The following is a 21630-nucleotide window of genomic DNA, read 5'->3' on the forward strand; positions in this document are numbered from 1 at the left end:
AAAGGTGCTGTCTTGAAAAGTAATTTCCGAGACGGTATCTTCTCATTGTTTTCGGCTTTTCTTCCATATTGCGGCAATGGCCAGTACAGTTTTTTTCATAGGTATTATCTTACTTTCGGCTGAAGTTACTTAGGGAACAGTTGTTGTTGTGCATTTTCTTTTTTTATATCGATAACATAACATCATTTTCCACTGTTTGCTGTGACAGCTGTTTCTGCATTTTGTCTTTACCTGGTTCGTTTTGAGTAGTTTCTCCATAGGAGGAATACCGGGTGGATGGTGATATTCCCTGATAATACTTTTCACCTGAAAAGTGCAGCGGATAATTATCCAGTATCACAAATCCGGGTATCCTGTAAATAAAAAGCGGGTGTATCAAAATTTGATACACCCGCTTTTATATCGGAATTCAGATGAATTTACTGATTGGCAGCTTTTTTCTTTTTAGCGTGGTCCACGATGGCACCTGTACCAGCTCCTACGCCGGCACCGATGATAGTACCGATGGCTGCACCTTTTACGTGGTCTGGATTGATGATAGCACCGGTGATGGCGCCTGCACCTGCACCTACCACAGCACCTTTAGCGGTATGGCTCCAGCCTTTTTTCTTTTTGGCTGCCGGAGCGGGAGCCGGAGCAGGGGTATTATCTGCGGCGGCAGTGCTGGGAGCTGCATAGCTGTTAGGTGTAGCAGCTTCCATTGTTTTGCCTTTATGAGCGGAGTGCTTAACGGCATTCATGGAATCTATCACCTGCTGTTTGGCAACATTGATCGCATTGATGGAGTCAATGGTCTCTTTTTTAGCTTTTTCTACTGCGGCAGCAGTGTCGCTGCTGTTGTTATTGCTGCAGGAGAAAAGTGTTACTACAGTCGCTAAGGCTAAAACTATCTGTTTCATGGTTTAAAATTTTTGGAAAATTTTAGGTTTGACAGCAGCAAGCGAAAACTATGCCATATGTTAAATTTCTGTATATATTTTGTTTAGAGAAGGTAAAAGTAACGCCAGTACGACACGTGGCCGGCGATCTGCAAATTATGCCGGCAGTTGTTTCCGGGTTTGTTTGCGGTGTGCGCCGGGAGTGATCCCTCTGTGTTTTTTAAAGAGGCGGGAAAGGTAACTTTCGTCTGTAAACCCCAGCTCCTCTGCTATTTCACGTACCCGCATATTGCTGTAGGACAGTCGTATCTCCACCAGCTTCAGCTTATAACTGATGATATAGTCCTGTATGCTCTGACCGGTATGTTTCTTAAAGTACTCACCGAGGTAATGCACTGACATGTTGAATGAGGCTGCCAAAACGTGCATGCGTAATCGTTCGGGATGATAAATATGTTCCTGGAGATAACTAATCATGCGGAGTACAGAGTACTGGCCGCTGTTTTCATGTACATCCGGAGATTCGGAGCGTAGCAGGTTGCGGGCGATCAGGTTGAGGAGTATAGAAATTGATTGACGGATGATGAGCTGGTACCCTTTGCCATGCAGTTGTTGCTCCCGGGTGATGTTGCCGAGTAAAGCATGGGCCATGTCCTGATCGGCTGTGTCGTGGAAGATGCAGCCAGCTTTGGCGCGGAAGTTATTAAAGATGTAATCGGTCTTTTTCATCCAGTCGCACATCTCCAGTCGCGACACTTCATCTTTCAGCTGTGTAATAAAGAGCTCGGTGAAACGAATAACGGTAAAAGCCGTTTTTTCCTGTATGTCGTAATGGTAGCGGTCTTTGGGCGATAGCAAAAACAGTTTTCCCTGGTGGTAGTCATATCGGTTGTCGTTGACATAATGATATCCCCGGCCTTCACGTACGTACACTAGCTGGAAGAAGGGCTGTGGCTGTCGGGGCGCCTCCCAGACTTCCTGTTCCTCCAGTATGATATCGTATGGTTCCTGCAGCAGCTTGTTGAACATAGTGCAAAAGTACAGGCAAAACCTGTTAAAGTGCCATTTTTTATTGTACAATCCGAAGTTTCTTTGCGGGCATAACAGAAAGGAATTTATTATGGAAGAAATGGATGACCGCCGTTGGTGGGCACTGGCAGTGCTTTGTATGGGCGCATTTTTATCGCCGCTGGATTTTTTTATTGTGAATGTAGCCTTGCCGGCCATTAAAAGCGGGCTGAACGCATCGGAGGGCGCTTTGCAGCTGGTAGTTGCTGGTTATGGAGCGTCCTATGCGGTATTTGTTGTGACAGGTGGCCGGTTAGGAGATATTTACGGACGGAAACGTATTTTTTTGCTGGGGATGATGTTGTTTACCCTTACTTCCGGCATTTGTGCGATGGCAACAGATATTCGTTTGCTGATAGGGGCGCGGATTGTACAGGGTTTGTCGGCAGCTTTACTGGCGCCGCAGGTATTGTCTACTATCCGGGTGATCTTTCCGGCTAAGGAGCAGCCGCTGGCCATGGGTATTTTCGGGGCCGTGTTTGGACTGGCGGCTATAGGTGGACAGCTGCTAGGTGGCGTGCTCGTTGAGGCTGGTATCTTTGGCTGGACCTGGCAAAGCGTGTTTATGATCAATATACCGGTGGGTATTATTACAGGTATAACGGGCAAGTATATATTAAAAGAGAACCGGCCTCCTTTCCGGCAGCAGCTGGATATACCAGGTATGCTGCTGATCACACTGGCGTTGTTATTGTTTATCTACCCGATTATTATGGGGCGTGAGGCGCATTGGCCGGCATGGATATTTGTGTGTTTGCTGGGGGCGGTACTGGCTGGTGGTTGTTTTGTATATATCGAACAGCTTACGCTGAAACGCGGACGGGCTCCATTGATACAGCTGCCCTTGTTTAAGGACCGGCATTTTGTGAAAGGGTTGGGTGTCATTTATTTGTACAATCATACAGCCGCTTTTTTCCTGGTATATCCTTATTATTTACAACATGAACTGCACCACGATGTATTGTCGGCGGGGCTGTCGGTGCTGCCTTATGCAGCGGGGTTCTTTGTGGGACCATTGATCAGCCCGGTGCTGGCCAGGAGGCTGGGTACTTATATCATTGGTTTGGGGCAGGGGCTGCTGGTGACGGGCTTTAGCCTGGTGGTGATAAGTCTGCTACAATCACCGGAACCGGGCCTGCTGCTACAGGCAGGGTTGTTTTGTGCGGGCATAGGCCATGGTATTGTAATGCCTTCCATCATGCGTATCATACTGGCAGCGATGCCAGGGCCGGTGGCTGGTCAGGCTGCAGGTATTGTGAGCACGGCTATCCAGGTGGGCGGCGTAATGGGTGTGGCCCTGTTGGGAACCTTGTTTTTTGCCCTGTTGGAACATTTTATTGCTCCAACTGCGCTGGGCATCACCCTGGGATGCCTGGCAGCACTGGAGTTGCTGGGACTCGCGTTGGTCATCTCCCTATCATCCACAAAAAAATAAAATCAAATAATATGGACAATCTCAGTAAAGCAAAAGAAGAAGTTATCCGGTTTAGTGAGTACATAACAGCCTGGTTCAAGGGTGAAGAGCGTGTAGCCGCTGCCGGTAGTGAAGGTGTGTTACAATACATCAGCCATGATTTCCGGATGGTATCGCCCAATGGTGTCAGACGCGACCGGCAGGACCTGGCTTCCTGGCTGCCAGCGGCTTTCGGGCAATATCCGGAAATGCGTATAACCATTAACGATATACAGGGTTACGCCACTCAACACCACGTGTTGCTCACTTATACAGAAACACAGCACGATGGGACCAATGAAAATACCCGTTATTCCAGTGCTGTATTTATCCGCGAAGGAGAGCATATGGTATGGCTGAACCTCTGGGAAATGCCTTAGATCCCGGTTTTCAGGTTCTGAATGATCTTATCCAGGAAAAGGATGGTGTGGGTATAGTCTTCCAGGCGGGTACCTTCCAGCATCTTTTCCTGGATTTTCTGTTGCCTGGCGGCCATGCTGGCAAAGGCTTTTGCACCGGTATCTGTGAAGCGGCAGGTATTGTCATGAAAGGTAATCCAGCCGCGGGTTGTAAGTGTATGTACTATTTCCTGTAATGTTTCAGGAGTGATAAAACGTGCCACCTGTGGGTAGTATTCATTCAGCGAAATACTACCATGGACGGAGATGTTTTTTAGTACCTGCCAGTGAAAGCGGGTAAGGTCCATGCTTTCGAAGGTACTGTTGAAGGTGGCTGTGATAAGGCTGTCGGCTTCTTTGAGATACCATCCGATGGGTTTAGGATTTTCCATGTGTTAGTTGTTATTGGCAGTGGTGATTTCGATCATGATGTTATCGTAGTGAAAGTAGAAACCGAATGTTTTCCGGATCTGTTTAGGGGCTTGGGTCAGTAGTATACCGCCATCCTGTAACTGTTGCCAGGTGTGATGTACGGCTGCTTTATCGGGCAGATAAAAACCAATGTGGAAGGCATCGGGATAGGAGTGATTACCGTTTTCGTTTAGCCGTTCCTGCATGAGTACCAACAGGAAACCATCTGGTCCGTTCAGTACAGCGATGGTGTCGTTAGGTGGAGTGTCGCTGCTATGTTGAAAGCCGAGATTAGTCTGGAAAAAGAGGCTGGCCTGGGAAACATCTTTTACAGTTAAGTTTAAGTGATTGATGGTCATAGTGTTGTGAATTTTAAAGCGAATGTTCGTTCTTTTTTATTTTGCAAATATAATCGAATGATCATTCTTTTAAAATTTTTATTTCAGGCTTACGGGTGAGCCGGTGAAATCACTGTATTGTTGAATAGCAGCTTTCAGCGCTGGCTGATGTGATTTTTTCAGTGGTTGGAAGTGTTGCAGTTCGAGGAGTATATCATTTTTTCGGATGCTTCGTTTCCATGTGCCGGTGATCTGGCCATCTACTACTATTACCGGCCCGAGGCTGGCCATAGGAGGGAGGCTCCCGTTGATCAGCAGTTGCTGGATATCTCTTTTTTTATAGGCTACGGTAAACTCATCAAAAGCAGGCAGCAGGAAAACGGAGGGCTGAGCGGCCGGATGCTGCTGATCGGGTGACATCCAATAAGTCTTACCATCCACTGCTACAGATACCAGCTCGTCCTGAATAGCGTCCAGGCCTCTTTTGGCTTCTGTGATTGTCAGCCCCGACCACCAGGCATAGTCCTGTAAGGTAGCGGGGCCATGACTGGTAAAGTACCGCAGGGCGAGCGTAGCCAGAGAGGCTTCCCGGCTTAAAGACGCCACCGGAGCGACGTGTTCTTCCAGCAACACATAGGTGAACTGTTTCCCATGCCTTGGACCACTGCAGATGATACGGTCCAGTTCTGCATGCATCAGCAGGGCCCCCAGGCGATACTCATCTGTGGAGATACCTGCTTCACGAAGGGCAGGCGCGATCTGCAGCCGGTTGAGCTGTTGTTTGTCGCGCAACAGTTTCTCCAGTATTTTATGACTCTTTGAAATCATCGCCGGGGTGATACCCCAACGGTTATCATTATACGAACAAAACGCTTTGATCCGGGGAGCCGTCAGTTCCAGCATCCAGCGCAGGTCCTGTGGCGCCACAAAATGCCAGGTAGGACGCAGCACATGTGTACGGATAATGGACCAGTTGCCCATGGCGTCGTCCAGCATGGTTTCGGTAATGTCCTTCAAACGCTGACCTATAGCCCATTTGGAAGCAGCATAGTCCTGTGCCTGTACTGCGCCCATCCACGACACTAACGCTGACGGATCTCTGAATTCCGGAGTCAGGAGGTGCTGGTACTGTAGTCTTTGTAATGTAATATCAAAAGCATTCATGGTTGTTAAGTTAGTGGTTCCTTTCATGCCAACAAAGAAATAATCACCTGGTGACAACAGTATGTCAGTTGATATGAAAATTATTTTTACCTTACCTCAAAATCTTCCTACACCAATGAAACAACCACATGAATGCTCTGATATGACCGAGATCCGCCAGGAGATAGACCGCATCGATCATCATATTATCCAACAGCTCGCCGAACGTTATGCTTATGTACAGGCCGCTGCTAAATTTAAAACCGACGCCGCCGCAGTAAAAGCACCGGAACGGTTTAAAGCCATGCTGCAGACACGCCGGGAGTGGGCTTCCACGGCAGGACTTGATCCTGATGTAATCGAAAAAATGTACACCGACCTCGTGAATTATTTTATTTCAGAAGAAATGAGTCACTGGAAAAAACAATAATTTTTTGGAAGTGTTAAATAATTAAATATCTTCGCGCTCCGTTTAAGGGAAATGATTCCGTAGCTCAGTTGGTAGAGCAATACACTTTTAATGTATGGGTCCTGGGTTCGAGTCCCAGCGGGATCACTGGAGTTTTAGAAACCTCGCGCATGGCGCGGGGTTTTGTTTTTTTGTCGAGGGTTTAGTGGAGTTCCTTTTGTATAACCCCGATTTCTTTCCCGTACTTTATACAGGTTAACGGACTATTATTTTTTTACGATAAATTTAACCAACAATTCACCCTTACTTAGATGTATAGTAAGGAAGTAGTTTATTCTTAATAATACTTGATTCATATGAAGGCCGCGAGGACATGTATTGAATAATGCCAACTAATCCTTTTACAGAGGAAATTTCATAGAAACCAATACTTCATAATTGTAAAGAAAATCATTAACTACCGGGCCTTCAATCTCTCTTTCCGACAGGATTTGAAAACATATCTTCAAACAATTATTTTCTCCCACATTTACATAATTGCCACTGTCAAGAACTTCCCTGATTACCCTAAAAAGTATATTTAAATCTCCGAAATCATTCTTAATATCTTTTCGATATATTTCGGTCATCTCTATATAAGTTTTCTTATATAACCATTGATCTTTAATTTCTTCTCCATACCTTTCATAAAACCGGAGTGTTGTTAATAGATCGCTTTCCCGAAACTGTTGCCTTTCCAGGATACTTTTCTGCTCTCATTTTAACTTACGCAGATCTTTTCTCAAATCCACTCTTCTTTTTAACAGGCCCCATATTTCATAATTCTGATTATCTACATTAAAAGCACGTAGGCTATTTTCACTTAACTGCAGTGCTGATTCTATTTCCTGGATTTTATTCATAACAAGATTTTACAATTCCGATTGTCCATATTAAATGTCGAATTTCATCGGTGACCAATACCGGTTTGTTCCTGTTGAAGATGTAAATATTTCTCTTTTGGGGCATGGGTGATATTATCGCAAGCTGGCGGCAGAAGCGTTGCAAATTGTTCATTTAATTCTACCGGGGAGCCGTACATTTTGGGGTAGATCGGACGATATACGGACGAATTTTACTGTTCCGGAATTTAGGAGGAATAGCGGTTTCTGTATTTAGCAAGGTAGATTTATCTGTATTTCAGCAGTACTTGTACAGGTAGCAGGTTTTGGTTAACGAGCTTTTACTAAGATAAAGAATTTTATGATTGTTGATATTGTTGAATTGCATTAAAACCATCCGCAATTGTTTAGCGGATGGTTTTAATGGTTATTTTGCCGAGGTAAGTAAAGCGGTCTGAAGACTAGCATCAAATTTGTTTAAAGCAGGAGGCTTAATTTCCTCATTAAACTCCATCTCTAATTGTATCGTCTTGTTATATTTCATTTTAAATAAGTGCTGAAATTGCTCTTGGGATTCAGCAATTGACATTAATGTCGTCACTTTAATGATCTGTTTTTTCAAGTGTTCTCGTCCAATTTCTGGTGTGAGGGATGGGGGAAATTTATATTTCCAATTACCTTTTTCAGTTTTGGGGTGTTTATTTTTTATAATACTCCCTCAGGTAAATGTTCATATATGTAGCGGGTTATAAGCTTACCTATAATTGAAGGTTTATTTTTGATGTATTGGGGTATGAGTGGCAATCCCCACAGTCGATATACTTGTTTGTAGAATTCATCAGTAAATGTGAGCTGCCATTTTAAAATCTCATCCGAAATATATGCAGTAGGAATTTTTTGTAGCTCAAACCTTTCTCTGTCATACTGGTACCCGGTAGCTTCGTCAACTAGGGCGATCATTCCCACAGTTGCAATTCCTCGAACTAATAGCTTGCACTGATCAAAGATGTGTATTTGATTACTTTTAAGTTTTCCCGCTTCGCCTGCATCAATAAAAACAGAGCAATATGAGGAAGTAGCGACGCTTTGTATCCAATTAATTCGACATTGTTCAAATCAATAAAATTGATTGGTTTAGAATGCTCAAAAGATTAAAACGTAGTTGATACGGTACAAGATCATGAAAAAAAATGGAGGTAAATAACCACAAGATATCTTTATAGAATGATCCCGCGGAATGGTTTAAAATCTCATTTTTATCTTGATGTTAATTCCTGTTTTTGTTGCTGGTATAAACATCCTTAGCCCTGTTTGCTAATAGGGAATAGTAGTTCGCTTGAAAAATGTATTGATTATATTGGCTGTGTTGAACAATCAAAATGTTTTCCTTTCGTCTGTAGAATAAATTGTATTTCCTATTGTTAAAAAAAAAACACACCTTCGCGGTCTGAAAAAAATCTATATTCTTAATTAGTAGCGATTGAAGCTATAAACTGTCCTGAATAATAATTAGAAACCACTAATGACACGTATTTATTTCCTATTCCTTTTTTGTTTTGCAAGTCTATCCGTTGTTGCTCAAACAACAAATCTGTCTGGAACTTACAATTATCAAGGAACCGTCAATGTTAACGGCTATCTTAATTCCACAGGGTCTTTTACTGCCACCGGGCCTTCCAGCTTTGAAGGAACCGTAAAAATTGGTGGATATTCCGGGAATAATTATTTCCGGGTGTTGCCTAAAACAGATAAAGCAAATGCTATTGCTGATTTTTATGATAATGCAAATGCAAGTATTTCGTCCTATTTCCTAATGGGGATAGGTAATACATCGTGGGGAGGGCCTCTTCCTGGTACTTTTATCTGGTCATCTTCTAATGGCGGTGCTGCTGTAAAGGATTTTTTTATATGGATGGGACCGAAACCAGACGTGACAAAACCTGCGATGTATGTACAGGCGAGTACCAATGCTGTTGCAATAAACACAACCCGGATTCCTCTTGGGTATATGTTTGCGGTAAATGGGGGAATTGTAGCTGACAAACTATTGCTGAAAAATATATCACAATGGCCGGATTTTGTATTTGAGAAAGAATATAAACTTCCTACTCTCCAGGAGGTGAAAGAGTTTATTCAGGTGAATAAACATTTGCCGGGAGTACCTAGTGCAGCCAGCCTCAATGATACTGGATTAGATGTGACTCAGATGAATGCTATATTGCTTCAGAAGCTTGAAGAACAAACGCTGTATATAATTAAGCTCAATGAGAAAATTATTGAGTTGGAAGCGAAAATTGAGAAAAATAACCTTTCCTATAAGAGCCTGTAGCCTTTTAATTTAGCAGAGATTATTTTTACATACCTACCTATTGAAATAGTCATCATTTAATAAGTTATATCGATTTTATTCCCAACAATACGATTCGGGGTGCCGAATTTTGGTTAGGTTGATGAATAATTTCAGATATTCTGTTTTTAAAAAGTCATGATATTTATTCACGATAATTTTAAAAAAGTAGTAGCATCTTTTTGGAGTGTGCTACTATTCTTTTTTGTAGCTGAAACAACAGTAGCGCAACAAACTATTGATCCCAATTCGTTTAAAAATCCAAACATTCTGTCTCCTGATGTAGCAAACCTCGGAGAATTTGGGCGGGTTCCAGTACTACCATTTAATGGTACTGTAGATGTTAGTATTCCGTTGTATACACTAAAGTATAGAGATATGGAAGTGCCACTAATACTCCTTTATAATACAAGGGGTAATAAGGTGGAGACTTTCAGAAGTTGGGTCGGGCTTGGTTGGAGCCTGATTTCTGGTGGTGTTATAACGAGAGAAGTTAATTATCAGCCGGATGAAGAACAGTTGAATTTTGGTAAAATAAGAGAGGATAGAGAGGATTGGTGGAGAGCAAGTGAAACCATTGATGGGCCTGATGAATTCTCTTTTAATTTCCTAGGGCATACTGGTAGTTTTTATATGGACCGGAACGGGAAATGGCAAATAAAATCCAAAGATGCGAATTCGCTAAAAATTGACTGTGTTGTAGCTGACAAACTAGACGCGAATGAGGGAGGTCCTCTTTATAATGTTAAGAACATAATAACTTTTGTCATTACTACACAAGACGGAACAACCTATACTTTTGGCAGGCAAGCTGAAGCAATAGAGAAAACAAGATCATGTAAATTGACGGCGGTGCCGGAGGAAGATCCTTTCGGAGTTCCCTTATTAGTTTCTAATGCATGGCATCTGGTGGAAATAAAAAACCAGAAGGGACAGATAAATTTCAAATATAAAAGGGGGGGGCATATTTCTGCAAGAAATGTAACGGAAATTTGTAGAGATCCATGGATAACTGAGATGAACCCTAGTATTGAAACTCCAAATGAAGCAAATGCAACACGCTATAATGGGCATTATCTTTCTTATCTTGAATCAATTGAGGCACCTCAATATTGCACATTGAAATTTAATATGGCGGAAAGTGCAGATTTAAAATATGAATCATTCAATTTCGTTCAGAGATTCTATGCCCTTGTCAGTGCTGAACCTGGAGGATCTGTCACGAAAGATTTGTTTTTTTCATTAGGGTACTTTCCTTTAGATGCGTATAATAACAAAGAGAAATATTTTAAATTGGATAACATAAAGATTTCTTATGCTGGTCAAAATACAGAAGATCAAGTAAAGTTCTCTTATATTGATAACAGTACAGAAAGGCTGAAGTTATCCAAAGTAACCATTTATCCCCAGGAGAATTTGTCAGAGCATTCCTATTCGTTTACCTATAATCCCCAAAAGTTACCCTCATATTTATCTGGTCGGGTTGATCATTGGGGATACTACAATGGGAGAAACTTCTATGGTGACAAATTAAAAATCGGTATAAAAGAACCGCCTGATTTAGTTGCTTATTTCAACTCCAGAGAGCCCGATCCTAGTTTTCTGCAAGCAGAAATCCTGAACAAAATAGAATATCCGACGGGAGGATCTACTACGTTTGTTTATGAACCTCATGATTACAGTTCAATAGTTATGTATAAGCCAATGGGGGTCCAGGGTACTCCTCAAAAGTTTGCTGGAGGGTTAAGGATTAAGAAAATAATCAACATCGATGGAGTTACAACACTTCCACTGGTTAGAGAGTTTTTCTATACGAAAGACTTTATTCAGGGGGGGACCTTGTCCAGTGGTGTATGTACAGGGCTGCCTGTTTATTATGAGTCAGGATATGATCGGCTAGGGAGTAGTTTTAGATTTTGTAGTTCGCCAAATGGTTTTGCAGGTTTATCTGATGGTAATCATATAACCTACACGGAAGTTGTAGAAAGAAATACTGATGGGAGTTATAAAAAGTATACCTATAGTAATCATGATAATGGTTATTTAGATATGGCACCTGATTTAATTAAAATGGGCCGGTCTATAACCACCGATGTGGCTTCTGTTTATACCTCTTATATATGCAGTAAGCGGGAACTGGAACGAGGTTTATTGTTACAAAGTGATGTTTTTAATAGTGATAGGAAACTACTGTTGTCAGAAATTAATACTTATAATTCAGAAGACAATAAATATGAGCAGTTTTTAAAGCAAAAGCTGGATATTACTTCAATTGGGGGAGCTACTTTTCTGGTGACCTCGCGACTATTTTATTTCTGGCCTTTCCTGGCTAAACAGGAACAAGTAGAATATGATAAGAATGGTAATCGGTTTTCAACAGTTAAGGTTTTCGATTATGACAGAGAAAACAGATTGCCCAGAATGCAGAGTCAATTGATAAATAATGATAACTATATTATCACAAGATATAAGTATGCTACGGATTTTATTGGTAATGTTGTTTATGATGAAATGGTAAAGCGGAACATGATTGCTCCGGTCGTAGAAACAATAGTTGAAAAAAAATTTCCTGAAAGCCTGAGATTGAATACTGGTACTTCCTCTATTATCCAACCCTATAAATTGTCACATAAGAAAACTAACTATGGGCTTTGGAATGAATCAAAGCATATATTGCCGATAAGCCAGGAAGAAGGTAATGAGGGTAGCCCATTGAAAACGGTTGTAAAGTTTGAAGGATATGATAATTATGGCAATCTTATTCAGTCCCGTACCAGTAAAGGAATATTGACTTCTTATTTATGGGGATATTCAGGTTTATATCCTGTTGCTGAAATTAATGGTCTGGATTATTCAAGGGCGTTTAGAGTTGTAGATGAGAATATTCTGCTGAATGTGAATAATGTTTTTTCAGAGCAGCAGATCATGTCTGAGTTGGATAAGTTAAGAAGTAATCTTAATGCGGCATTGATTAAAACCTATACCTACAGATTTGGCGACGGTATGACACAGACAAAAAATGCCCAAGGGGTAAGAACTTATTTTTACTACGATCGTGCGCATAGATTATCCATGACAAAAGATAATGATGGGAGTATTATAAAGATGTATGATTATAATTATAAGCTTCCATCTAATTACTAATCTATTGATCAAATAGTCGAAAATTTATAATGTTAAATATTAATAAATTCCTATTAATCCTATTGTCATTGGGCGTTTCAGCTGAATTAACCTGGGGACAAACAGAAAAGGCCAATCAGCCAGAATATATACCTAATCCAACTTTGAACCGGATTCGTACCTGGCAGCCAATTCAGATGTTCACTAGTTCCGATCAGGTTCTGAATTCATTTGATCCCGCAAAATCCAAGCTGACAGTTAAGTATTTTGATGGACTGGGCCGCCCTTTACAGGATATTGTTGTGGGGTATTCACCAACTACTAAGGATCTTGTTCGCATTTATTCTTTTGACAAGACCGGCCGCCAGCAATATAACTATCTGCCGTATATCAGCAATAACGGAAATGGGGTATTCAATATAAATGCCTATAATGATCAACAGCAGTACCTGTCAAGTCTGTACCCGGATGATAATTACTTTTATTCCCAAACAGTTTTTGAAAACTCGCCATTAAACAGGGTTCAGAAGAAACTTTTGCCGGGCATAAATTTAGTTGGAAGTGACCGGGGCGATGCGTCAAATTATGAGTTCAATAAGAATGAAGACGATGTGAAAATCTGGAAATCATCGGAGGACTATAATGTTTTACCTGTAGTTAGTGGAGTTTATCCCGTCAATAGTTTGCGCAAAGATATAACTATAAGTGATCGGGGTTTGCGAACGGTAAGTTTTATTGATAAAGTAGGACGTTTGATATTAAGTAAAACTGAACTTAATTTAAATACTCCTGACGGCCATCAGGGTTGGGTATCGACTTATTATATTTATGATGAAGATGGTAACCCCAGGATGGTTATTTCACCGAAGGCAGTGGATCTCATTTCTTCTACATGGACATTGTCATCATCGATTGTAGATGAGCTTTGTTATCAGACATATTATGATAAATCAGGACGGTTGGTGAAAAAGAAGAATCCTGGTCGTGCTCAGGAAGAAATGGTGTATGACCGGAGGGATAGAGTTATGTATGTTAAAGATGGTAATACCCCTGGTCAATGGAAAGTAAACTATTACGATAGCTGGAACAGAATGATGAGAACGGGAATCTCATCTAACCCAAAAAGTAGGGAGCAGCTTCAGCAGGAAGCAGATTTTCTTCCATCAAATGTCGTCCAATCAAAAACTGGAGACATGATTGTGGATAAAAGAAATAGCTATGTGATAAAATACACAGCAAGTAATAGTATACTTTTTACCTCTGGTTTTTTTGCCGACAAAGGAGATGGATTTGAAGCATCTCTTGATCCAGGGGCAACCAATAGCCCGGTTTTTTCTGAATATTTTGAAGAGAATCCTGTACCGTCAATTGAAAATATTCAATGGTTGTCTTTCAATTACTATGATGGTTATTTTTTCCCTGGAGCTACCGGTTTTAATAATACAGATTTTCTGAAATTAGTTAATGATGATCAAAATAGAGGGGTTAGTATTAATTCTCCCTATTATGATGTACAAGGTCTGAAAACAGGTGAAGCAATTTTAGTTCCTGAATTAGGAGTTACCATTACTACAACCTATTATTATGATACGGATGGTAGAGTTATACAGACAATAGGTAACAACTCAGTAGGTGGTATTAACTCTTTCTCCACTCGATACACATTTGATGGTCTAATCGCATCTACCTATCATCGCCATACTAACAATCTTGATACAGAGATCCCTCAGATATCAAAATTAACTGTTGTAAATAAAGATATAACAGGAAGGACTCTACAGGTCAAATGTAAGCTTAACAATGAAACGGACTTCAGAACTATTGTCTCCAATAAATATAATGAACTTGGGAAATTATCAGAGAAAAGTTATGGGAGTGCATTAGGTGTGGATAAATTCGAATATGATGCCCGTGGTCATTTAATATCGATGAATAAGGATTTTGTACGTGATGGAGTCAACGGTTTTTTTGGTTATGAATTACTGTTTGATAAAAATACTTCCTCCTCAATTGTAAACACTGGAATCAGTAATCCACGATATGATGGCAATGTTGCGGCAATGATTTGGAGAGGAAGCGGACAGCCAAAGAAATATGAATATGTCTATGATAATCTCAGCCGATTATTACAAGCTGACTATACTGCATACGCAGGGGACTGGTCAAATGCTGTTGAAGATTTTACTATGAAGACCACTGATAACGGGGATGTTAATCAGGCATATGACTATAATGGTAATATAAAAAGAATGCTTCATTTTGGGGCTCCCAATAGGGTGATTGATGATCTGGTTTATTCTTATGAAAATGGGGAGAGAAGTAATAGATTGAAATATATTTATGATAAGCAAAATGATCCGACGAGTACCTTAGGAGATTTTAAGGAACCAGCCCCCAACAATGTTGCGAATATAAATCAAGGGACACCGGATTATGGGTATGATAATAATGGGAACTTGATTTTTGATCTTAATAAAGATATCGTTTCCATTTCCTATAATACTCATGACTTGCCAACTAAGTTTGTCTTTTCCGATAATAGCTCCGTGTCTTTCATCTATACAGAAGATGGGAAAAAACTAAGAAAATCGGTGGTCGATAATACTGTAGTGCCATCCAGATTAACTACTACTTATTTTGACAATGGATTTGAGTTCCAGGATAACCATTTAAGAAGTTTTAATCAGGAAGAGGGGCGGGTTAGAGTTATTCGTATGGGGGCTGATGTTCGATCCTATGCATTTGATTATTTCATAAAGGACTATTTGGGCAATGTAAGAAGCGTTATTACAGATAATAAAAATGTGGGTTCGTTTTATCTGGCTACAATGGAATCGAAAGCTGCGGCTACAGAAAATCAATTGTTTAGTAATTTAGATGCAACCCGTACAACTGTTCCTAATGGTTATCCTGATACGACTTCCAAGGGAAATAATAAATTTGTTGCTAAACTAAATGGAAGAACAGCGGAACATAAAATAGGCCCATCATTGGTCCTGAAGGTAATGAAAGGGGATACCATCCAGATTGGAGTTAAGGCATTCTACAAATCAGGACAACTTGTTGAAAATAATGATGCAACTGCCGGTACTTTGTTGTTGTCAGCTATTGATGTTTTACAGCGACAAGCAACTGGTGGAATTCATCATTCGGATATGATTTCATCCGGTTCCCGATCAGCATCTGCTACATTTCCTTCTTCTCTGATGAAGCTTGTAAACAATGATAATTCTATTCCGAACTCAAGACCCAGGGCTTATTTGAATTATGTTCTTTTTGATGAGAAATTCAATTTATCCGAGAAAAATAGTGGGGTTAAGCAGATTAAAGAAAATCCTGATAATTTACAGGTATTGTCTTCTGACAGATTTGTGATTCAGGATAATGGCTTTTTATATATATCCACTACAAATGAATCCGGAAATGATGTATACTTTGATGATTTAGCGATTAGCATGTCTCCCGGACCGCTTCTTGAGGAATCCCATTATTATCCTTTTGGCTTAAAAATTAACGCTATCAGTTCTAACGCATACCCTAATACTGACTATTATGAAAATACTTTAAAGTTTAATGGAAAGTATTTAAATGAAAAAGAACTAAAGGATAACAGAGGGTTAAAGCTTCATGATTTTGGTGCCAGAATGTATGATGCTGCTATTGGCCGTTGGATGGGGCATGATCCTAAAAGTAGTGATTTCCCCAAAAGCTCCCCTTACAGTTTTGGATTAAATAATCCTGGTCGTTATATTGATCCGGATGGTCGTGCAGCAGTGCCTCCCAGCACATTTGTTGATCAGTATGGCAATGTGGTGGGTGGAACCACAGGCGACGGAGATAGAGGGGTGTATATGGTGAAAGGTTTAACGCGCGAGAATTTCAATATTTTTAAAACGGATACTTACAAAAGTGAAGGTGCTAAACTGGGAGAAACTTTTTCAGTTTATTCATTTTTGGAACCAAGTACTAATATCTGGATGGGACATATTAATATGTTGTCTATGGATGCTAAATCTGAACTGACCTTGGCTACAAATATGTTTAAGGAATATCAGAAGAACCATAGCTCTTTTGAATCTTTTTCATATTATAAGAGTAATGCAGGCAATTTACAAACCTATGATATCAAAACTTGGGGAGTGACTGATAAGTGGGGGCGTATGAGCGAAGCAGAAAAATTTAATCACGTATATACAGCTTCTTTTGCGGCACCTGGAATAATTATGACGCGAAGGGATGAAGGCAATTATGCCGCTGGGATGTTGATGAAAATAACCGGGCTAGGAAACGATATTATGATATCAGGCTACGGAGCTTACCAATCTAATGGTAATAAAATGGACTGGAGTTTCTATTTGAAGGCCATGGTTAATTATCTTTTTATGAAATTAGATAATGTACAAAACATTGGCCATAATCCTCAGATATATGATCCCGGATCTCCGGTCTTTAGCGATGATCCAGGTTCGGAGCAACTACAGAGAGTCGGTTACGAAATGCCAGTTGTTTTTTAGTTGACACACAAGAATAACCCGGAATCATTTTACAATTTAGGACTTTGCTATAAGTATTGTGATGATATCAGACAATCTAAAGCATTATTTTGAGAAAGCAAAAGGTTGTGGACAGGATGCTGCTGGAAAACAATTGAAAAGTCTTGTGACTTCAAATCCCTCATAAACTGGTTTGGGTTTTGTACCATAAAGATCATAGAGAAACAAAAAGCCTTCAAGTCATAGATTTGAAGGCTTTTTTCATCCACTGGTGGTAATATCTTCACCTCTCTTTTCTGAACACAAACATCGCCGCCGTGCCCGCAATCAGTGCGTGCATGCAGTATAGCTGGAATGCTCTTTCCAGTACGATGTTAAAGATCAGACTCAGTACTAAACTTCCAAGTCCGTATCCCCGGAAAAAGGAAAAGAGCTCCATCGAAGCGCCCTTGTTGGTACTATAAGTAGTAATGATCGCTGTAAACAACGGATGCGAAAGATCAAAGCCAAGTGATAAATGAATAACCAGCAGACACGGGAAGGACGCCAGAATATTCTTCTGACTCATAGCCTTTTCAGATGTGTCAAATAACCAGTTTCTCAACACGATTATCAGGACAGAACTGGCAAAACCGGTTGCTGAAACGTAGCTCAGTTGGTAGAGCAATACACTTTTAATGTATGGGTCCTGGGTTCGAGTCCCAGCGGGATCACAAATTGCTCCAGATTATCGATAATTTTTACTTTCACTATTGATATGTACTACCACCATGTAGTAAGCATAAATAATTTGGAAGAATGTATTGGAGTGAAAAACTAGATTCGATAAAAAAGAAGTTCCGATGGGTTCAAACTTCCAGGTATATGATTGTAAATATCAGGCATTGAAAGAACTTGTTTATCTGTCTTCCGGACAGAATGAGCAGGAGTTTTGTATAGTTGATAAGAAATACGCCTGACTACTATTTTTTAAAATAGATCGCTCAAAAGACTTGGTGGAAATTTACAATGCCGAAAGGTTGATATAACTAGGTTATCTGTGCAGATCAAACATAAAACGGTTCGGGTTTTGCACCTTTTCGCTGATTTTACTGAATGGCATAATGTAGCGATTGCCCAACATCTGTATCACTTTGGGCGGAGATTCTGGCTGATTATGAGCCGAATAAATTACCTGATGGCTTAATTATACTCATTGAACAGTACCGCCGCTATTTCGGTTGTCACTACCAAACCATATAACATCCAGGCATAATTCTTCATCCCCATCTTAAAAAGGAGGTAAGTAGGGATGAGGTAGATCAGGAATTTGAAAATAACGATGTATGGTAATTTTAACCTCCGCGTAGCTGTTGGTGCTGCCCATGTACCCCAGAGTACGATGATAAGCAATAACAATCCCGCAGCCACTGCATATCTTAACCATGGAGAAGCAATGATCTTAACAGGAACGTACACTGCAACAATCAACATAATTATTTCCAGTGAAAAGGCCAGTGAACGATTTAACCACTTGAGTAGAAACATCTGATAAATAGGATTGATGAAAACACCTTTGACTGATAAAATTAGTACAGGTTTAGATATATGTAATAATAAAGCCAAAAATTATTTTCCTTCTCCAGCTGGCCTGTAGCCCTGATATTGATGTATAAAGTCTGGTTTCTGGCAATATTACGGGATATGTGCCTTCCACACCTCATAGTTTTAAAGCGCTATTGGAAGTTAACCTGGTTGCTTTTCGAGCTCTCTGACAATCACTTTTGCCATTTCCCTGGAGCTGAAAGGATTTTGTCCGGTAATAAGATTTTTATCCACCACTACATTTGAGGTCATTGGAATAATCGATTTTTTTAGATCTGCACCTCTTTCTTTGATAGCTGCTTCAAGGTTGAAAGGCACTTCTTTTTTCCTTCTTGCGATAGTTTCTTCAAACCAATTAAAACCGGTCATTGACTTTCCTTTGATTAAATATTCCCCATTAGAAAGTTTTACATTCAGCAATCCGCCTACCCCGTGACAAATAGCGGCTACCATTTTGTTCCTTTCGTATTGTTTCCGGATGATGTATTGTAAATTGGTATCATCAGGAAAATCATACATGGTAGCGTGTCCGCCTGACAGATAGATGCAGTCGAAAACTTCATCCTTAACCGCTTCCAGATTTTTGGAGTGATTCAGTTCGTTCATAAATGACGGACTCCTGTAATAGTCTTTTGAAATTTTATCTAATACCAAAGGTTTGAGGCTTTCAGGATCAATCGGAACATTCCCTCCTTTGGGGCTGGCGATAATAATATTCCAACCTTTTTCTTTTGCACTGTGGTAGATATGTGTAAGCTCGCTGAGCCATAAGCCGGTTTTTAGTCTACCGCTTGCATACATATCAACGTTGGTGACTATTAATAAAATGGTTTTCATTTTTTATTATATTATTGCGCTGAAGTCTGCTGTTCATTTGCTATTTGCTCAATCCCCTCCTGATAAGTGGTAGCCTGAAAATCAGGGAATCGTTTTTTAAATTTTGAGTCATCAAATATATTGTCGTATTCATATCTGGGAAGCAGCTCCTGCAGTTCTTTTATCCGGTTGTTGAATATCGCACCAATCTTAAAGATAAACTTCGGAATAACGGCGTATTTCAAATCTTTGCCATAAATCGTGGAAGCCAGTGTGATGAATTGTTTATAGGTTAATCTATTATCATCAATCGGCAAATGCCAGGTTTGGTTGTAAGCATCCGGTGTATTCCCGATTAAAGCGGTTGCTCTGCTTGCATCGGGTGTCCAGATCAGGCTTCTTAATTTATCGTCCCGCAAAGGAATCCTCAGTTTTTTGTTCTCTTTAATATTATTGAAGATTAAAGAGTTTGTGATACTCTGTGTTTTGCCAGGGCCATAAAATTCCGGAGCACGACAAATAACGGCTTCTATTTCGCCGGCTTTTATTGCCTCTAGCAACAGGTCTGCCATTGCTTGTCTTACTCGGCCCTTTCTTCCAACGGGAGCAAAAGGAGTTTGTTCCGTAAGAATCCGGGCATCCTGTGGATACATGTAGGTATTATCAAAAAATACCAACTTTGTTCCATTGACTTTACAGGCTTCGATTACGTTGCGGGTGATCAACAGAAACTGTTTTTCCCACAAATCTGAATTCATTGGAAGCCCTAAAGTGAAGTAGGCTATTTCACTGCCTTTTACTGCTTCAATTGCATTTTCTTTGATGGACAGATCTGCTGAAAAAGTACTATCGGTATCATTTACTTTTCTGGCTTTCCTGCTTACAATCCTGATGTGCGAAGTAAAACTCCTTTTTAGTTCTCTCGCTAATTCTTCGCCAATTTGTCCATTGGCCCCTAGTATTGTTTGCATACTGTTTTTATTACTTCATTTTTATTGTTGATAATAAATAACAAGCGGAAAGATATTTAGTTTGAACAGGAATATACAGGGATACTATTTAAACCGGTTTTTATTACGATTATGTGATGGCCGATAATTTGGCAGATCGTACTTACATTACAGCTGTAGCGTATTCAGGTAAGCATCCCAAAGGAGATCTAATTCCGGAGTGGTGTTTTTAGGCAATATGATGGAACATATATAATCACTGACAAGGCATGAAATGGCTTTGTATTGAGGAAAATGGCGAAATGTGCTCGTATATACGTTGCCGTGTTTTTCTAATGTCTGAATTTCCAATAATTGAAAGTTCATCATTAACCCGGTCTTTAATATTTTAGATAACCCTTCCTTTATTGTCCATATAGTAGTACAGCCAACTGGTAAAGATAAATGACAGGCTGTGATGAGTGCTATTTCACTGGCTCCGAGCTGGCTTTTTATCGTATCAATTTTATCCGGGTTTACTTTTTCGAGATCAATTCCAAGTGGATGTTCTTCCGGAAATGCCAGTGCAATTCCTATATCGTCAGCATGACTGATACTTACCTGAATGTTTTGGTGCCTGGTGGTTTTTACAACGGGGAACTGAAAAATTCCGGTGCTGATTAAAACGGATGGCATGTTGTTTTCTTCAGTTAATTCACATACTGCTTTTTTAGAAGCAATTCTTCCCAGCAGATAACTCATTTTCCTTTTGTCAAATTTTAGCGTATTATAATATGCTTTTTCTTCGGGGTGAAGTAATGGGATTTTTTTTATGAGATCAGGTAAGTCGGATTTAATTATACAGAATCCGGTATTGAAATTATTGTTTTCTCGTTTTAATATAATTCTGCCGTTATTCATTTTTTATGTAGATACGTAGGTGTTGTTAGAAAATAAGGTCCATGTTTTAGTGCAGTTTTTTCGCAGTGACTTCAGCGTTGGCAATAAATTTAGTTTGGATTGCAGTCTGTTTTTGTGGATAATTTAATAATTAAAAAATATACCGTTATAAAATTAGTAAATATGTGCCATTGAATATTTTCATTTTTAAATGTTTGGAAAGCCAACATTTAAAAATGTTAGTATTAACAATTTTTTGTTTTGAAAATATTCTTTTATTTAAATTCTAATTATTAACTTGCACAGCATTATAATTTATCGTGAGCTTCAACCTGTAAGAAGAAGTGATTTATAAATAGTAATCCGTTATCCATGTTGTCACTATTTGATTAATCCTGTAATTTCAAAATAACCGTTAGAAAAAATAGTCTATTAATTTACCCTGAATAGATTGTTATT

General features: G+C 39.9%; 18 protein-coding genes and 1 tRNA gene. 7 read left to right on the forward strand and 12 right to left on the reverse strand.

What is annotated here, in order from left to right; all coding sequences use genetic code 11:
* Window positions 1-163 precede the first annotated feature (163 nt).
* From DF182_RS25440 to DF182_RS32185, 3 genes are all read right to left on the reverse strand, one after another.
* A complete protein-coding gene (locus DF182_RS25440) occupies window positions 164-379 on the reverse strand; it encodes a hypothetical protein (protein WP_113618580.1) in 216 nt (71 codons plus the stop codon).
* Between the two features lie 40 nt (window positions 380-419).
* Window positions 420-899, reverse strand: a complete 480-nt coding sequence (locus DF182_RS25445) for a glycine zipper family protein (protein ID WP_161964260.1) — start codon at window positions 897-899, stop codon at window positions 420-422.
* A gap of 135 nt (window positions 900-1034) precedes the next feature.
* Window positions 1035-1907 (reverse strand): AraC family transcriptional regulator, encoded by an 873-nt coding sequence (locus DF182_RS32185; RefSeq protein ID WP_161964261.1) that lies wholly within the window; start codon window positions 1905-1907, stop codon window positions 1035-1037.
* Between the two features lie 91 nt (window positions 1908-1998).
* Here DF182_RS32185 and DF182_RS25460 point away from each other — a divergent pair, with 91 nt between their 5' ends.
* Both DF182_RS25460 and DF182_RS25465 read left to right on the forward strand, forming a co-directional pair.
* A complete protein-coding gene (locus tag DF182_RS25460) occupies window positions 1999-3381 on the forward strand; it encodes an MFS transporter (protein ID WP_161964262.1) in 1383 nt (460 codons plus the stop codon).
* A gap of 11 nt (window positions 3382-3392) precedes the next feature.
* The gene (locus tag DF182_RS25465; protein ID WP_113618583.1) at window positions 3393-3779 is read left to right on the forward strand and encodes a nuclear transport factor 2 family protein; all 387 of its coding nucleotides are present in this window, start codon (window positions 3393-3395) and stop codon (window positions 3777-3779) included.
* Here DF182_RS25465 and DF182_RS25470 read toward each other — a convergent pair.
* The 3 genes from DF182_RS25470 to DF182_RS25480 all read right to left on the reverse strand — a co-directional run bounded on the left by DF182_RS25470 (window position 3776) and on the right by DF182_RS25480 (window position 5737).
* Entirely contained in the window at window positions 3776-4189 is a 414-nt protein-coding gene (locus tag DF182_RS25470) for a MarR family winged helix-turn-helix transcriptional regulator (RefSeq protein WP_113618584.1), read from the reverse strand. The genes DF182_RS25465 and DF182_RS25470 overlap by 4 nt on opposite strands.
* 3 nt (window positions 4190-4192) lie before the next feature.
* Entirely contained in the window at window positions 4193-4567 is a 375-nt protein-coding gene (locus tag DF182_RS25475; RefSeq protein ID WP_113618585.1) for a VOC family protein, read from the reverse strand.
* Between the two features lie 78 nt (window positions 4568-4645).
* On the reverse strand, window positions 4646-5737 hold the full coding sequence (locus tag DF182_RS25480; protein ID WP_147243546.1) for a winged helix DNA-binding domain-containing protein: 1092 nt from the start codon (window positions 5735-5737) through the stop codon (window positions 4646-4648).
* A gap of 88 nt (window positions 5738-5825) precedes the next feature.
* Between DF182_RS25480 and DF182_RS25485 the strand changes: the two genes are divergently transcribed.
* The gene (locus DF182_RS25485) at window positions 5826-6119 is read left to right on the forward strand and encodes an isochorismate lyase (RefSeq protein WP_113618587.1); all 294 of its coding nucleotides are present in this window, start codon (window positions 5826-5828) and stop codon (window positions 6117-6119) included.
* 53 nt (window positions 6120-6172) lie between these two features.
* Window positions 6173-6245 (forward strand) — tRNA-Lys (locus DF182_RS25490).
* Between the two features lie 1439 nt (window positions 6246-7684).
* On the opposite strand, the gene DF182_RS32900 is transcribed toward DF182_RS25490, so the two are convergent.
* On the reverse strand, window positions 7685-7939 hold the full coding sequence (locus tag DF182_RS32900; protein WP_113618589.1) for a P63C domain-containing protein: 255 nt from the start codon (window positions 7937-7939) through the stop codon (window positions 7685-7687).
* A gap of 562 nt (window positions 7940-8501) precedes the next feature.
* Between DF182_RS32900 and DF182_RS25505 the strand changes: the two genes are divergently transcribed.
* From DF182_RS25505 to DF182_RS25515, 3 genes are all read left to right on the forward strand, one after another.
* A complete protein-coding gene (locus tag DF182_RS25505) occupies window positions 8502-9308 on the forward strand; it encodes a hypothetical protein (RefSeq protein WP_113618590.1) in 807 nt (268 codons plus the stop codon).
* 156 nt (window positions 9309-9464) lie between these two features.
* A complete protein-coding gene (locus tag DF182_RS25510; RefSeq protein WP_113618591.1) occupies window positions 9465-12470 on the forward strand; it encodes a hypothetical protein in 3006 nt (1001 codons plus the stop codon).
* Window positions 12471-12538: 68 nt separating this feature from the next.
* A complete protein-coding gene (locus DF182_RS25515) occupies window positions 12539-16963 on the forward strand; it encodes a DUF6443 domain-containing protein (RefSeq protein ID WP_161964263.1) in 4425 nt (1474 codons plus the stop codon).
* A gap of 262 nt (window positions 16964-17225) precedes the next feature.
* On the opposite strand, the gene DF182_RS25520 is transcribed toward DF182_RS25515, so the two are convergent.
* The 5 genes from DF182_RS25520 to DF182_RS25545 all read right to left on the reverse strand — a co-directional run bounded on the left by DF182_RS25520 (window position 17226) and on the right by DF182_RS25545 (window position 21192).
* Window positions 17226-17510 (reverse strand): hypothetical protein, encoded by a 285-nt coding sequence (locus DF182_RS25520; protein ID WP_147243547.1) that lies wholly within the window; start codon window positions 17508-17510, stop codon window positions 17226-17228.
* A 614-nt stretch (window positions 17511-18124) separates the two neighbouring features.
* The gene (locus DF182_RS25530; RefSeq protein ID WP_113618594.1) at window positions 18125-18469 is read right to left on the reverse strand and encodes a YrdB family protein; all 345 of its coding nucleotides are present in this window, start codon (window positions 18467-18469) and stop codon (window positions 18125-18127) included.
* Window positions 18470-18667: 198 nt separating this feature from the next.
* Window positions 18668-19363 (reverse strand): type 1 glutamine amidotransferase domain-containing protein, encoded by a 696-nt coding sequence (locus DF182_RS25535; RefSeq protein WP_113618595.1) that lies wholly within the window; start codon window positions 19361-19363, stop codon window positions 18668-18670.
* An 11-nt stretch (window positions 19364-19374) separates the two neighbouring features.
* The gene (locus tag DF182_RS25540; protein ID WP_113618596.1) at window positions 19375-20313 is read right to left on the reverse strand and encodes an NAD-dependent epimerase/dehydratase family protein; all 939 of its coding nucleotides are present in this window, start codon (window positions 20311-20313) and stop codon (window positions 19375-19377) included.
* A gap of 147 nt (window positions 20314-20460) precedes the next feature.
* Window positions 20461-21192, reverse strand: a complete 732-nt coding sequence (locus DF182_RS25545; RefSeq protein ID WP_113618597.1) for a 4'-phosphopantetheinyl transferase family protein — start codon at window positions 21190-21192, stop codon at window positions 20461-20463.
* Window positions 21193-21630 lie beyond the last annotated feature (438 nt).

Origin of the sequence: Chitinophaga flava (assembly GCF_003308995.1) — a bacterium.
GTDB classification, from domain to species: domain Bacteria; phylum Bacteroidota; class Bacteroidia; order Chitinophagales; family Chitinophagaceae; genus Chitinophaga; species Chitinophaga flava.

Coding starts and splice junctions, on each gene's coding strand:
- DF182_RS25445 (WP_161964260.1), bottom strand. CDS start 899: ATGAAACAGATAGTTTTAGCCTTAGCGACTGTAGTAACACTTTTCTCC.
- DF182_RS32185 (WP_161964261.1), bottom strand. CDS start 1,907: ATGTTCAACAAGCTGCTGCAGGAACCATACGATATCATACTGGAGGAA.
- DF182_RS25460 (WP_161964262.1), top strand. CDS start 1,999: ATGGAAGAAATGGATGACCGCCGTTGGTGGGCACTGGCAGTGCTTTGT.
- DF182_RS25465 (WP_113618583.1), top strand. CDS start 3,393: ATGGACAATCTCAGTAAAGCAAAAGAAGAAGTTATCCGGTTTAGTGAG.
- DF182_RS25470 (WP_113618584.1), bottom strand. CDS start 4,189: ATGGAAAATCCTAAACCCATCGGATGGTATCTCAAAGAAGCCGACAGC.
- DF182_RS25475 (WP_113618585.1), bottom strand. CDS start 4,567: ATGACCATCAATCACTTAAACTTAACTGTAAAAGATGTTTCCCAGGCC.
- DF182_RS25480 (WP_147243546.1), bottom strand. CDS start 5,737: ATGAAAGGAACCACTAACTTAACAACCATGAATGCTTTTGATATTACA.
- DF182_RS25485 (WP_113618587.1), top strand. CDS start 5,826: ATGAAACAACCACATGAATGCTCTGATATGACCGAGATCCGCCAGGAG.
- DF182_RS32900 (WP_113618589.1), bottom strand. CDS start 7,939: ATGATCGCCCTAGTTGACGAAGCTACCGGGTACCAGTATGACAGAGAA.
- DF182_RS25505 (WP_113618590.1), top strand. CDS start 8,502: ATGACACGTATTTATTTCCTATTCCTTTTTTGTTTTGCAAGTCTATCC.
- DF182_RS25510 (WP_113618591.1), top strand. CDS start 9,465: ATGATATTTATTCACGATAATTTTAAAAAAGTAGTAGCATCTTTTTGG.
- DF182_RS25520 (WP_147243547.1), bottom strand. CDS start 17,510: ATGAGTCAGAAGAATATTCTGGCGTCCTTCCCGTGTCTGCTGGTTATT.
- DF182_RS25530 (WP_113618594.1), bottom strand. CDS start 18,469: ATGTTTCTACTCAAGTGGTTAAATCGTTCACTGGCCTTTTCACTGGAA.
- DF182_RS25535 (WP_113618595.1), bottom strand. CDS start 19,363: ATGAAAACCATTTTATTAATAGTCACCAACGTTGATATGTATGCAAGC.
- DF182_RS25540 (WP_113618596.1), bottom strand. CDS start 20,313: ATGCAAACAATACTAGGGGCCAATGGACAAATTGGCGAAGAATTAGCG.
- DF182_RS25545 (WP_113618597.1), bottom strand. CDS start 21,192: ATGAATAACGGCAGAATTATATTAAAACGAGAAAACAATAATTTCAAT.